This is a genomic window from Flavobacterium sp., assembly GCF_040402895.1.
GTDB lineage: Bacteria > Bacteroidota > Bacteroidia > Flavobacteriales > Flavobacteriaceae > Flavobacterium.
On record NZ_JBBALR010000002.1, the window covers coordinates 110872 to 124841 of the forward strand.

Consider the following 13970-nt stretch of genomic DNA (forward strand, 5'->3'; position numbering starts at 1 on the left):
TTGAATAATTTTGTTTAGCGATGAAATGTTTATATTTTTACAGAATAAATTACATTATTATGAGTCAAACGATTTTATCTCTAAAAAACGTTTCTATATACCAAGAAAACAATTTAATAGTATCAGATATTAATTTAGAAGTTCAAAAAGGTGAATTTTTATATTTTATTGGAAAAACGGGTTCTGGAAAAAGTAGTTTAATGAAAGTGCTTTATGCAGATTTACCTTTAAAAGAAGGCGAAGGAACAATTGTTGATTATAATTTAAATACCTTAAAAGAAAAAGACATTCCGTTTTTAAGAAGAAAAATTGGAATTGTGTTTCAGGATTTCAAATTATTATCTGACAGAAGCATAAAAGAAAATTTATTGTTTGTATTAAAAGCTACTGGCTGGAAAGACAAATCTGAAATGGATGCACAAATTCATGAAGTTTTGGAAAAAGTAGGTATGGCTAATTTTGCTTCAAAAATGCCGCATCAATTATCTGGTGGAGAACAACAGCGTGTTGCAATAGCACGTGCTCTTCTAAATGATCCGGAATTAATTTTAGCCGACGAACCATCTGGTAATTTAGATCCTCAAACGAGTATTGAAATTATGGAAGTATTAAGAAATATTAATGCCAACGGAAAAACGGTAGTCATTGCTACGCACGACTATGCCTTATTATTGAAATATCCTGCAAAAACATTAAAATTTGAAGACGGAAAAGTATATGAAGTCGTGCAAAAAGCAGTGTAACAAATTTTTAAATTTAGATACTAATTAATTAACCTAAATCTTATAAATTATGAACGAAGCTATTAAAAAAAACGGAATTAAATTTGGAGTTATAACTGGTGCTATTTCTGTGGTACTATCACTAACTTTTTATCTTATTGATTTAAAATTATTTATTAATCCTTGGTTAGGCTCAGGTTTAATATTGTTGTATTTAGCAATTGGAATTTATCAATTAATTGAATTAAAAAAAGATCTATCTGGAAAAATGCCTTTTAAAGAAGCTTTTACAGGATATTTTTATGCTGCAGTTATAGGTATAACAATTTCAACATTATTCAGTATTTTACTATTTAATGTAATAGATACTGCTGCAAGAGATTTAATTACAGAAAATTTAATTACCTATCAAGCAGAACAATTACAAAAATGGAATGTTCCGACTGAAACTATTAAAGAAACTATTAAAGAAATGAAAGATAATCCTCAATTTACAATAGGGGGATTAACTAAAGGATATGGATTTTCATTATTAGGTGCGGCAATATTCGGATTAATTCTAGCGGCAATAATGAAAAGTAAAACAAACCCATTAAACGAATAAATGAATATATCATTAGTAATTCCCTTATTAAACGAACAAGAATCGTTACCAGAATTATCAAAATGGATTGAGAAAGTTATGACGAGTCATAACTTTTCTTATGAAGTATTGTTTATAGACGATGGTAGTACTGACGCGTCTTGGCAAACCATTTTAGACTTACAAAAAATCAATTCCAACATCAAAGGAATTAAGTTTTTACGAAATTATGGTAAAAGTCAAGCCCTACACGCTGGTTTTGCAAAAGCTAATGGAGACGTAGTAATTACTATGGATGCCGATTTACAAGATAGTCCAGATGAAATTCCAGAATTGTACGATTTAGTTCAAAATCAAGGATTTGATTTAATTTCTGGTTGGAAGAAAAAACGCTACGATTCTGTGGTGTTTAAAAATATTCCATCAAAATTATTCAATTGGGCAGCAAGAAGAATTTCGGGTGTAAAACTTAACGATTTCAATTGCGGTTTAAAAGCTTACAAAAATGTTGTAATTAAAAATATTGAAGTATCAGGCGAAATGCATCGCTACATTCCCGTTTTAGCTAAAAATGCTGGTTTTTCAAAAATTGGAGAAAAAGTAGTGATTCATCAAGCTAGAAAATACGGAACATCAAAATTTGGTATCGATAGATTTATAAATGGATTTTTAGATTTAATTACCATTTGGTTTATTTCAAAATTTGGAAAACGTCCTATGCATTTCTTTGGATTACTTGGTAGTTTGATGTTTTTCATTGGATTTGTTTTAACAATATATCTAGGAATCGATAAGCTTTTTATTCATAAAACAGCACGTTTAATTACAAATAGACCGGAATTTTACATCGCCTTAACCACTATGATTATTGGAACGCAATTGTTTTTAGCCGGTTTTTTAGGCGAAATTATTTTACGCACCAAAAGCAACGAAGAACGATATAAAATATCGGAAATAGTATAGTTATATGGTATCAAAAAATGTGATACCAACAATTAAAAAATAATAAAGATTACAATTTGTGACCTCAAGATTAATGAATAACTTAAATATACGCCAAAATGAACAATTTAGAGATTATTACAAACAAAATTTACATTATTCGAAATCAAAAAGTGATGTTAGACTATGATTTAGCAACACTTTATGAAATTGAAACAAAAGTTTTAAAACAATCTGTTAAAAGAAACATTGAAAGATTCCCAGAAGATTTTATGTTTGAATTGACAGAAAGTGAATATAGATCTCTAAGGTCACAAATTGTGACCTTAGAGATTGGAAGAGGAAAATTCTCTAAATATTTGCCTTTCGCATTCACAGAACAAGGAGTAGCAATGCTTTCAGGCGTTTTAAAATCAGAAAAAGCAATTAAAATAAATATTGCAATTATGAGAACTTTTGTAATTTTGAGAAATTCCTTACTAAATTTAGAAGAAATAACTTCAAAAGTAAAGGAAATTGAAAATCAGTTTCCAGAAATTTATAAAATTTTGAATTATTTAATGGATAAAGAAGAATTAAAAATTGAACAAGAAGACCGACCAAAAATTGGTTACAAAAAATAAAATAATGCACATAGAACAAAACATATTAGATCAAGTAAACGAATGGCTTACGCCTACTTTCGACCAAAATACACAAACTGAAATTGAAGCATTAATGACATCCGATCCAAAAGGTTTAGAAGATGCTTTTTACAAAAATTTAGAATTTGGTACAGGTGGAATGCGAGGTATTATGGGTGTTGGAACCAATCGTATAAACAAATATACTTTGGGAAAAAACACCCAAGGCTTGTCTAATTATTTGCGCAAGTGTTTTCCAAATGAAGATTTAAAAGTCGCAATAGCCTATGATTGTAGAAAAAACAGCGATACGTTAGCGAAAATAGTAGCCGATATTTTTTCAGCGAATAATATAAAAGTCTATTTGTTTTCTGAATTACGTCCTACTCCAGAATTATCATTTGCTTTAAAACACTTAAATTGTCACGCTGGAATTGTATTAACCGCATCACATAATCCACCAGAGTACAACGGATACAAAGTATATTGGCAAGATGGCGGACAAATTGTACCACCACAAGATGGGGAACTTATCGCAGAAATTGAAGCATTAAAATATAGCGATATTAACTTCTCATCAAATGAAAGTTTAATTGAATATATTGATGAAACAGTTGATGAAGCTTTTATTAATTCTACCATTGAAAACGCCAGTTTTAATACTCCAAAATCAGCTAAAGAAAATTTAAATATTGTTTTTACACCTTTACATGGAACATCTGTAAAATCAATTCCTGCCGTTTTAGCAAAAGCTGGATATACGAATGTAAATATCGTGGCAGCACAAGAAATTCCGGATGGAAACTTTCCAACAGTTAAGTCGCCAAATCCTGAAGAACCTGAAGCGTTAGCTATGGCATTAGAATTAGCTGACCAAGTAAATGCAGATATCGTAATTGGTACCGATCCCGATTCGGATAGATTGGGAGTGGCTGTTAGAGATACGAATGGTAAAATGATGTTACTAAACGGAAATCAAACCATGGTGGTTATGACGGCATTTTTACTAGAACAATGGAAACGGGCTGACAAAATTACAGGAACTGAATTTATTGGTTCAACTATAGTTTCTACTCCTATGATGCTTGATTTAGCAAGTGCGTATGGAATTGAATGTAAAGTAGGATTAACAGGTTTTAAATGGATTGCAAAATTTATTAAAGACTTTCCAAATCAGAAGTTTATTGGCGGTGGCGAAGAAAGTTTCGGGTATATGGTTGGTGATGCCGTAAGAGATAAAGATGCCGTTGCAGCAAGTTTATTGGTGTGCGAAATTGCCGCTCAAGCCAAAGCTTCTCGAAGTAGCTTATATAAAGAACTAATTAATTTATACTTAGATTTCGGTTTTTTCAAAGAACATTTAATATCTTTAACCAAAAAAGGTAAAGAAGGTTTAGTGGAAATCAATCAAATGATGATAGATTTACGAGACCATCCAATGGAAACTATCAACGGACAACGTGTAGTGTGTATTGAAGATTATCAAAATACAACCGCTCGCGATTTAATTAATAATGAAACGTTTGATTTAGACATTCCAAAATCAAATGTGTTGATTTATTATTTAGAAGATGGTACAAAAATTTGCGCCAGACCAAGTGGTACGGAACCAAAAATTAAATTCTATTTTAGTGTCAATGCTATTTTAGAAGAAGCTAATGATTTCGAAGAAGCCAATAGATTTTTAGATACTAAAATTCAGAATATCATCACTGAAATGAAATTAAACTAATGGATCAAAATTTAAAAAAAATAATTCCTTTTGCTTTAAAGTATAAAAAAAATGCTGTTTTAAATGTTGTTTTTAATGTTTTTTATGCATTTTTTTCTTCTATATTAATGGTAACATTAATTCCCATATTAAACGTATTATTCAAACAAACTGAAGTAGTTTTTGAAAAACCCAAATTTACAGGAATTTTAGAAATTAATAAGTATGCTCAAGAATATTTAGGGTTCTACATTACAAAATTAAATGACGATTATGGCGCTAAATATGCTTTATTGTTGGTAGTTGGTATAGTAATTGTTACAGCACTTTTAAAAAATATTTTTAATTATTTGGCCTCTTTGCAAATTACAATTCTTAGAAATGGTGTTTTGAAAGACTTACGTGAAAAGTTATATGCTAAAATTATACATTTACCTATTTCTTTCTATTCTGACCAAAGAAAAGGAGATGTAATGACAAAAATGTTAGGTGATGTAGGTGAAGTTCAAAATTCCTTTTTTCAAATTCTAGAATTAGTTGTAAGAGAGCCTTTGACAATTGTTTTTTCAATTTTTTTGATGTTAGCTATAAGTGTAAAATTAACTTTATTCGTTTTTATATTCATCCCAATTTCAGGATTTATTATTTCAAGAATTGGTAAAAATTTAAAAGCAAAATCAACAAGAGCTCAACAAGAACAGGGTATTTTTATTTCAACATTAGATGAAACTTTGACGGGATTAAAAGTCGTTAAAAGTTATAATGCAGAAAACTCTTTTATACAAAAATTTAACGATTCGCTAGAAAGATTATTAAAATTATCAACTAGTATTGCCAACAAAAACAATCTTGCTTCTCCTTTTAGCGAATTTTTAGGTATCGTTACCATTGCAGTTTTACTTTGGTTTGGTGGAATTATGGTTTTGGAGGAAGGAACTCTAAAGGGGCCCCAATTTCTTGCATATATTGGTTTAGCTTACGCAATTCTTACACCTGCAAAAGCTATTTCTAAAGCATCTTATCAAGTGAAAAGTGGTTTAGCTGCTGCAGAAAGAGTTTTTGAGTTGTTAGAACAAGAAAATATTGTAGTTAACAAACCAAATGCTTTTGTAAAACATACTTTTGAAAATGGAATTTCTGTAAAAAACATCAACTTTGCTTATCAAGACGAAAATGTTTTAAAAAACTTTTCTTTTGAAGTGGAAAAAGGTAAAACAATTGCTTTAGTTGGTCAATCGGGTTCAGGAAAAAGTACTATTGCTAATTTATTAACTCGCTTTTACGACATACAAGAAGGTTCAATTGAAGTGGATGGTGTAGAAGTTAGAGATTGGGATATGCACGTTTTACGTGGTTTAATCGGATTGGTTACACAAGATTCCATACTGTTTAACGAATCTATAAAAAATAATTTACTAATTGGAAAACCAAGTGCCACAGATGAAGAGCTTGTTGAAGCTTTAAAAATTGCTAATGCCTATGAGTTTGTAGCTTCACTTCCTAATGGAATTGATACCAATATTGGTGATGCTGGTGGAAAATTATCTGGAGGACAGAAACAACGTTTGTCTATTGCAAGAGCAGTATTAAAAAACCCTCCAATTATGATTTTAGATGAAGCGACTTCTGCGTTAGACACTGAAAGTGAAAAATTAGTACAAGATGCTTTAGAAAAAATGATGCAAAACCGAACTTCTATTGTAATTGCACACCGATTATCAACCATTCAAAAAGCAGACAACATTATTGTTATGCAAAAAGGTGAAATTGTAGAACAAGGCAAACACGCCGAATTAATTGCGAAAAACGGTACATACGCTAGGTTAGTAGCCTTACAAAGTTTAGAATAAGATTTATAAAGGAAAATATTCCGATACTTTATTGTCTTTTAAATTAATTACGTAATAGTGGATTTTGTCTTTTTTATCGAATTCGCCGTTTTTGTTAGCATCTTCTATGGTTCGAAAAAATAGTTTATTTGACGATTCTATATGTTTCCAATCAATCAACTCTTGTAATTCTGTAGAAATTTTAGTGAAATTTTTTCCTAATTCTGTACTAATATAAAGCGACTTAATATCATTAGAATCAATCAAACCGTCTTGATTGGTATCGGCATCAGCCAAAACATACACTAACATTTTATTGTTTTTTAGATACGAAACACGCTCAATTAGCATTAATTTATCAGATAAAACTTGTAACGAATCAGACCCAATTTCTTGAAATTTTAAATTTTGTAAATAACCTGTAATTTCATTTTCCATTGAATTGGAAACGTGAAAACCTGAAACTCCTTCATATGCAGAGGTGCTTTCATAACTTCCTTTTCTATTTATATCGCCAACGGTTAAATTTCCAATAGCATAAACCAAAACATTGCTTCCTTCAAACTGAATAGGTAAATCTGCTATTTCTAACTTGGTAGTGTCTTTTAAAATGGATTTGGCATCTTTACCGGTATATTTTACTTTTGGTTTGACTTTTTCTTCTTGGCAAGAAAAAACCATCAAACTTGACGCTAAAAGGATATAAATATAATTTTTCATAGTTTTTGTTTTGAGTTTCAAATATACTTAAAATACAATTATTCTTTGTTTTTATTTTTTTGAATTAAAGAAATAAAAAAACACAATAATCTGTAGTTCCAACATTAAATTCTCATACTTAATTTCAAATTAAACGTTCGTGTGGTTAAATAGTTGGGCACACCGTATTGTGTTTTTGTATAGACATCTCGCACCCAAGTATTGGTAATCGAGTTTTGATTATTAAACAAATTATAAATTTCAAAGCCCACACTAAATTCAGAAAAATTAGCTAACCATTTTCTATGTCCACCCAATTTTGCATCTTTAAAAACATAAGAAAATCCAGTATCAGCTCTTCTGTAATCGTTTAATCTTGTTTGATACAAATATGGGTCTGCATAAGCAGGCGAACCTCCTGGTAATCCAGTATTATATACCAAATTTAAGTACATTTTTAAACTTGGAATAGTTGGCATATAATCTTGAAATAAAATAGCAAATTTCAAACGTTGGTCTGTTGGACGTGCAATAAAACCTTTTCCACCCTGATTTTCTTCTGTTTTTAAATACCCAAACGTAAACCAAGATTCTACCCCAGGAACAAACTCGCCATTAAGTCTTCCATCAATACCATACACATAAGCAGTGGCGTTGTTATTTGCTTCATATCTAATTCGTACATTATCTATTGTATAAGCATTTACATCTGTCATGGTTTTGTAATAAGCTTCACTTACTAATTTAAATGGTCTGTTCCACATTTGAAAACTATAATCGTGTCCAAAAACAAAATGAATGGATTTTTGATCTTTTACATTAGGATTTACTGTACCATCGCTGGCACGTAATTCTCTATAAAAAGGAGGCTGATTATAAACACCGACCGAAATGCGAAAAACCATTTCTTTATCCCAATTTGGTTTTAAAATAAACTGTGCTCTGGGTGAAAATGTAAATTGATTGTTTCCAGAGATTCCGTTATTTGATGCCATCCAACTTTGCCCACGAACGCCAGCATTTACATAATACGTATGCGAACCAATCGTACCTTCATAATTCCAATTTAAATAGGAATTGAATCGATTTATTGTGGTATTGTTTTTAGCACGAACGTTTTGGTATGGCGCTAAAGGTCCAAAATAGGGATTATAAGGTTGGTCATTTATATATTCTAATTCTGGATTTGGTAATGAAAATCCAGCAGAATCAATAACTTCCCACTCTACTACTCTATCTCTAATGTTTTCGAAATTATGTTTAAAACTCCACTCTATCGTATTGTCAGCATTTAATTTATGATTTCCCTTTATTTCATTCGTTACAATTAAAGCATCTAAATTATTTCTTGCGTGATTAAGTTGTGAACCAATTCCGCGAGAAAACACTACGTTTCCAAAGTTTTCAGAACCAATATTTGCATCTACTTCACCCAAACGATACTGTGCTAAAATATCATAATATTCTTGTTCTACAGTGTGATATACCGATGAAATATGTTTGTATTTATTGTTTTTATTTGGTTCAAAAACAGATTTTATAGCGCCAAAAAAGGTAGTATAGGTATCTTTTTCTTGTCCTTCATACTGAATTAATAAGGCAATTGGATCGCTTATAGTTCCAAAATTCGTTTGACGAGAAGTCGGCTGATACATATAATTATTTTGTGCGATATTACCCAAAAAACTAAAATTCCACTTGGTATTTAAATTAAAATTAAACAGTGATTGCACATCTAAAAAGGAAGGTCTATAGTTGGTTTGTGTTTCCTGACTTTTCACTAAAAGTGAGTTGTTTCTATAGCGAACTCCAGTAATATTACTCCACTTTTGATTCTTAGAAACGCCTTCGGCAAAAATGCTTCCACCTAAAAAACTGGCTTCAAAACCGGCATGAAATGTTTTAGGATTTCGATACGCAATATCCAAAACAGAAGCCAATTTATCTCCATATTTTGCTTGAAATCCACCCGCGTAAAAATCGATATTTTGTACCATGTCGGTATTGGTAAAACTTAACCCTTCTTGCTGTCCGGAACGAACTAAAAAAGGACGATACACTTCAATTTCGTTTACATACACTAAGTTTTCATCATAATTACCACCACGAACGGCATAAGAGGTACTTAATTCATTATTAGAATACACACCCGGAAGTGTTTTAATCAAATTTTCAACACCAGCGTTTCCACCTGGAATTCGTCTTAATAATACGGGTGAAAGCGCTGTTGCTCCATTTATTTTTCTGTTTTTTCCTGAAATTACTACGGTTTCAATAGTTTCAGTAAAAGTTCCTAAAATCGGATTCCATTCAAAATCTTCATTGGTTTTTAAATTGACTTTATAAGTAGATTTCTTATATGACGAATTGTAATACGAAATAGTAACTTCCACATTTGCAGCTATTTCTAATTCGTAAAAACCATTTTTATTAGTTACTGTATTTGAAGTAGGTGAACCAACCGAAACATTTTCAATTGGCAACTGATTTTCGTTTAAAACAATCCCTTTAATTCTGGCTTTTTGTGCAAACGTAACGGAAGAAATAAAAACAAAAAATAATAAAATTCGAATGGATTTTAAATTTAAACTCATATTTAATAAATAAAATTAGATAAAAAAGTGGCTGTATTGTCCAATTTATCTGTAACTACAATTTTGATGGTATTGTTTCCTGGAATTACTTTACCATCTTCAAAATTATGAATTAATTTTTTGGTTTTATAATCGTATTCCATTAAAATCCATTCATCATTTAAATAAGCGTTATAACTATCTATTCCAGAAAGTGCATCGTTTATAGAAACACTTAACGTTTTTAATTTTGATATATTGCTGCCTTCAATAAAATTAGGATTATAAATTCGAGGTGCTACATTATCAATACCTACTTTATATTTTGCAAATGCTTTTACTTTAGCAGAAATTTTTGTTGCTTTTTTAAACGAAGCATTGTATTCTAATTTATACCCTGAAACAGTTCCTACAAAGGCTTTCTTTTGGTCTTCTTCAGATAAATCTGAAATATCAAACGTGACAGTAAAACCATTTTGAATAGCTTCAAAATTATTTTCAATATCTAAAATCTCGTCTTTTTCAACAATATTTAAAGTAGCATTTTCATATAAAGCATTTGGTGGCAAATAAACAGTGGATTTTTCAAACTCAAAATTATATTCTGATTTGTACTTAATAAAATAATTTTCTTTTGCTACTGGTTTTGATGTTTCAGAAAATTGAATTGCTTTTTCATAAGAAATTGGAACATTTACAATAGTGGTATTTCCGTGAAAATCAGACACTACAATTTTATAGGTATAATTAACATTGGTTTTAACATCTATCAAACCATTTTTAGAATTCCCATTAACAATTGATAAAGGATAATTTTCTTTTATAAACAATTTTTGAAAGCGTTGCTTTAATTTTTTAAACGCATTAAAATCAATAAAATAATTAATATGTTTGGATTCGTCAAAAGCAAACGTATCGAATTCGTATTTAAAATTTGGAGAACCATTCAAATAACTTTCTACTTTATAAACTCCGTTTTTATTGTAATTATTAGTTGATAAATCATACGAATTAAGCGCAAAACCAATTTTGCCGCTTGCAACTACTTTTGTAGCTAAATAAGTACCATCAACTTGTTTTTGTAATGACAAACTAACTGGGTTTCTGCTTTTATTTACAGATATTGTATCGTTTGCAGGATATACCATTAAACTAGAAATCACAGGATTTGTTTCATCTTTAATCAATTTATTCATTCCAAAAGCCATTGGATTGATAATTTTTTCTGATGCGGAATCCCTAAACTCAAAATGCAAATGGGGTCCGCCACTTCCACCAGAATTTCCAGACAAAGCAATAATTTCTGATTGAGCTACTTTTATATTACTGGGATATAATTCTACCTCAAAACTTTTCAGACGATATTGTTGTTCTTTTACGTACGCTTCTATTTTATCGCTAAACTTCTGTAAATGCCCATAAACCGTGGTATATCCATTAGGGTGTGCTATATATAGCGCTTTTCCATAACCAAATGGCGATACTTTAATTCTAACTACCATTCCGTTTGCAGCAGCGTAAACAGGCAATCCTTCAATATTATTGGTGCGAATATCTAAACCTGAATGAAAATGATTAGAACGTAATTCACCAAAAGTCCCAGATAAATTTATTGGAATAGCTAAAGGAGAGCGAAAGTAATCCTTAGGATATTGAGCAAAAACTAAATGGCTTATAAAAAATAATAAATAGAAAGACTTCCGCATACTTATTCTGATTTGTGCTAAAATAGTAAATTCAGAGGCAACAACAAAAACTAAATTCAATTTCAGTCAAATTTTTTGTTTTTTTGAAACACAGATTTTAGAAATTTTAGAAATTAGTTTAATTTATGTTGTAAAAAACAGATGGTAAATTAAGTGCTGCTTTTTAAATATTTAAAATAAAATATTTATAATCAATACATTAGAAATCATTAACAAGTTGTTATCATATCGTTATCATATAAATATTATGCTTTGGCACAACAATTGAAAATAGTTAAATAACAAATAATTTAATAAAATGTTTAACAATTAAAATTTAGAAATCATGAGAAAAATTACATTTTTAGTTGGCAGTTTTTTAATCCTGTTAAACGCAGTTTATGCTCAAGAAGTTAGCACTGAAAGACTTGGTATCAGAAATGGGCACCAAAATGGGCATACTAATTATTATGCTATTGATTACAGAGATGCAGAACCAATTGTGTTTTTAGAAAGAGGCATTTTGTTTTATGTTTTTCCAACCGGCGATTTCGATTTCAATATTGGAAACAACAATTATATTGCTAGACGAGGTGGTACACCTACAAACTCAAATAGTATTGAAAGAGGTAGCAGAGGCATTAAAATTGAGTTCGACTATTATGGTAGAATCAGAAGAATTGGTAGTGTTTTTGTAAATTATGATTATTATGGAAGAATTAGAAGAATTGGTAGTGTTTATATGACGTATAATAGTTTTGCTTTAACCAGAATTGGTGGCATGAGACTATTTTATAACTACCACGGACAATTAGTTGGCGTAACTGGTTTTGTAAATGGAATGAATTACGGTTACCAATACAATCCTTGTCCAGCTGGTTATAACGGAGGAAGCTATCATAATGATGATGCTGGAAACGATGGAGATTTTTACTACTACAAAAAAGATGGAAGTAAAGAAAAAATGAAGAAAGAAGACATCGATGAAATAAAAAAAGATACCGAAGAACGAAAAAGAAATTAATTTAAAAATGTATAGAAATCCGGTTTCATAATTCGAAGCGGGATTTTTTATTTTATTTTAAAAAACTTTCCAATACCATTTCTAATTACAAAATTAATATCACTTGATACTTTGAAATAGAAATGTAATGTCATATATAAAATTGAAATAAGTATCGATTTTAAGCCAATATTAATTATCGGATGAAATGGAAATTCCCAAAAATAAAATGCAAAAAACAACACTACAGTAATAACAAATGAAACTATTGTGTTTTTAGTAAACGGAAATAATTTCATTTTAAAAACCACGAATAATAGCTTGGCTAAACTGTACATTCCAATAGCGATCAATGTTGCCAAAGCCGCTCCATTTATTCCGTATTTTGGTATAAAAATTAAATTTAATCCTACGATTACAAAAACCAATAATACCCCTAAGAGTAACACCGTTTTGTAATATTTTGAATTAAAAATGATAGAGTTATTATTACCTAAAATAACATCAAAATATTTCGATAAACCAATAGTAAAAACCACAAACAATCCTTGATCATAGCCTTCATCAGGCAAAATTTCATACAATTGCTTGATATTTACTAAAATTCCGATGTAAATCAACCCACCAATAACTTGAAGTGTAACGGAAGATTTTTTATACAACTCATTTAATTCCTGCCATTTGTTTTCACTAATTAATTTTGCTGTTATTGGATAGGTAATTTGATGCATTGCACGTTGGGGAACTGAAATTACCATTGCCAAATAAACAGCCAAAGAATAAAAGGCGATATTTTCGATTTTTAAAAACTGATTTATCATATATTTATCAATATCTAAAAGCATATTGGCTACACTTGCCGATAAAATAATGAAAACGGTAAACACAAAAATAGACTTCGTTTTTTTTGGAAATTTTTTATTCAGTTGAATGGGCTTTACTTTATTGGCATAATAAATGATAACCAATAAACTAATCCCATAAACCAAAACCAAAGAATGAATAAATTCTGATAACGTGATCCATTTAAAATAAACAGCAAAAAGCGAAAGAGTAATTAATATTCTAACAAAAACTTCTTTTACAAAAGAGCCGAAAACCGATTTCATGTGCGCACGCAACCAAGCATAAAAAATTTCAAAATAACCTATAAACAAGGCAATTATTGGAATTTCCCACACAAAAACATAAACAATGCTATTCTTAGAGGATTCATATAATGCAATATTTTCATAATAAAGATAAAACAAAGCAAAAAACGGAATAACTATGAGTAATGGCAACAAAAGCATATAACTAAAATAACTGCTTAATTCTGCTTCTGTTTTACTATTTTCATTGAAAAATTTAATTAAGGTATTCTGAATTCCAAATGACAAAATTGGATATAAAATATTAGCGGCTGATAAAACATAATTGGTTAATCCTAAATACTCTTTACCTAAAAAAACAGGATACATATACAAAACATTAATCGCACCAATAGCAAAACCAATAAAAGTAATGATGGTGTTTTTAATAGATTGTTTAATAACGATACCCATATTTAGATTATTAGATTGCTAGATTTTTAGAAGGTTAGATTATTTAGATATTTTAG

General features: G+C 29.8%; 11 protein-coding genes. 7 read left to right on the forward strand and 4 right to left on the reverse strand.

The annotated features are described in order from the left end of the window. Window positions 1-59 precede the first annotated feature (59 nt). The 6 genes from ABWP60_RS02540 (at window position 60) to ABWP60_RS02565 (ending at window position 6431) form a co-directional block, all read left to right on the forward strand. Window positions 60-743: a cell division ATP-binding protein FtsE gene (locus tag ABWP60_RS02540; RefSeq protein ID WP_353148061.1), complete on the forward strand. Its 684-nt coding sequence runs from the start codon at window positions 60-62 to the stop codon at window positions 741-743. A 49-nt stretch (window positions 744-792) separates the two neighbouring features. Continuing rightward, a complete protein-coding gene (locus ABWP60_RS02545) occupies window positions 793-1326 on the forward strand; it encodes a DUF4199 domain-containing protein (protein WP_353148064.1) in 534 nt (177 codons plus the stop codon). Further along, window positions 1327-2268 (forward strand): glycosyltransferase family 2 protein, encoded by a 942-nt coding sequence (locus ABWP60_RS02550; RefSeq protein WP_353148067.1) that lies wholly within the window; start codon window positions 1327-1329, stop codon window positions 2266-2268. A gap of 98 nt (window positions 2269-2366) precedes the next feature. Beyond that, window positions 2367-2870, forward strand: a complete 504-nt coding sequence (locus ABWP60_RS02555; protein WP_353148070.1) for an ORF6N domain-containing protein — start codon at window positions 2367-2369, stop codon at window positions 2868-2870. A gap of 4 nt (window positions 2871-2874) precedes the next feature. Further along, window positions 2875-4602, forward strand: a complete 1728-nt coding sequence (locus tag ABWP60_RS02560; protein ID WP_353148073.1) for a phospho-sugar mutase — start codon at window positions 2875-2877, stop codon at window positions 4600-4602. Beyond that, a complete protein-coding gene (locus tag ABWP60_RS02565) occupies window positions 4602-6431 on the forward strand; it encodes an ABC transporter ATP-binding protein (protein WP_353148075.1) in 1830 nt (609 codons plus the stop codon). The genes ABWP60_RS02560 and ABWP60_RS02565 overlap by 1 nt, the downstream gene beginning before the upstream one ends. 3 nt (window positions 6432-6434) lie before the next feature. On the opposite strand, the gene ABWP60_RS02570 is transcribed toward ABWP60_RS02565, so the two are convergent. The 3 genes from ABWP60_RS02570 to ABWP60_RS02580 form a co-directional block, all read right to left on the reverse strand. Next, window positions 6435-7130, reverse strand: coding sequence for a hypothetical protein (locus ABWP60_RS02570; RefSeq protein WP_353148077.1), 696 nt, complete (start codon window positions 7128-7130; stop codon window positions 6435-6437). Window positions 7131-7234: 104 nt separating this feature from the next. After that, entirely contained in the window at window positions 7235-9703 is a 2469-nt protein-coding gene (locus tag ABWP60_RS02575; RefSeq protein ID WP_353148080.1) for a TonB-dependent receptor, read from the reverse strand. A 2-nt stretch (window positions 9704-9705) separates the two neighbouring features. Then, window positions 9706-11448 carry a M23 family metallopeptidase gene (locus ABWP60_RS02580; protein ID WP_353148083.1) on the reverse strand — a complete coding sequence of 581 codons (1743 nt, stop codon included), beginning with the start codon at window positions 11446-11448 and terminating at the stop codon, window positions 9706-9708. 265 nt (window positions 11449-11713) lie between these two features. Here ABWP60_RS02580 and ABWP60_RS02585 point away from each other — a divergent pair, with 265 nt between their 5' ends. Further along, window positions 11714-12391, forward strand: a complete 678-nt coding sequence (locus ABWP60_RS02585) for a hypothetical protein (RefSeq protein ID WP_353148085.1) — start codon at window positions 11714-11716, stop codon at window positions 12389-12391. A gap of 47 nt (window positions 12392-12438) precedes the next feature. Here ABWP60_RS02585 and ABWP60_RS02590 read toward each other — a convergent pair whose 3' ends face one another. Then, window positions 12439-13914: an oligosaccharide flippase family protein gene (locus ABWP60_RS02590; RefSeq protein ID WP_353148088.1), complete on the reverse strand. Its 1476-nt coding sequence runs from the start codon at window positions 13912-13914 to the stop codon at window positions 12439-12441. Window positions 13915-13970: the final 56 nt, after the last annotated feature.

Bases quoted from the DNA above. Each gene is read 5' to 3' on its own strand.
- ABWP60_RS02550 (WP_353148067.1), top strand. From the start codon at position 1,327: ATGAATATATCATTAGTAATTCCCTTATTAAACGAACAAGAATCGTTA.
- ABWP60_RS02565 (WP_353148075.1), top strand. From the start codon at position 4,602: ATGGATCAAAATTTAAAAAAAATAATTCCTTTTGCTTTAAAGTATAAA.
- ABWP60_RS02555 (WP_353148070.1), top strand. From the start codon at position 2,367: ATGAACAATTTAGAGATTATTACAAACAAAATTTACATTATTCGAAAT.
- ABWP60_RS02560 (WP_353148073.1), top strand. From the start codon at position 2,875: ATGCACATAGAACAAAACATATTAGATCAAGTAAACGAATGGCTTACG.
- ABWP60_RS02590 (WP_353148088.1), bottom strand. From the start codon at position 13,914: ATGGGTATCGTTATTAAACAATCTATTAAAAACACCATCATTACTTTT.
- ABWP60_RS02585 (WP_353148085.1), top strand. From the start codon at position 11,714: ATGAGAAAAATTACATTTTTAGTTGGCAGTTTTTTAATCCTGTTAAAC.
- ABWP60_RS02570 (WP_353148077.1), bottom strand. From the start codon at position 7,130: ATGAAAAATTATATTTATATCCTTTTAGCGTCAAGTTTGATGGTTTTT.
- ABWP60_RS02540 (WP_353148061.1), top strand. From the start codon at position 60: ATGAGTCAAACGATTTTATCTCTAAAAAACGTTTCTATATACCAAGAA.
- ABWP60_RS02545 (WP_353148064.1), top strand. From the start codon at position 793: ATGAACGAAGCTATTAAAAAAAACGGAATTAAATTTGGAGTTATAACT.
- ABWP60_RS02575 (WP_353148080.1), bottom strand. From the start codon at position 9,703: ATGAGTTTAAATTTAAAATCCATTCGAATTTTATTATTTTTTGTTTTT.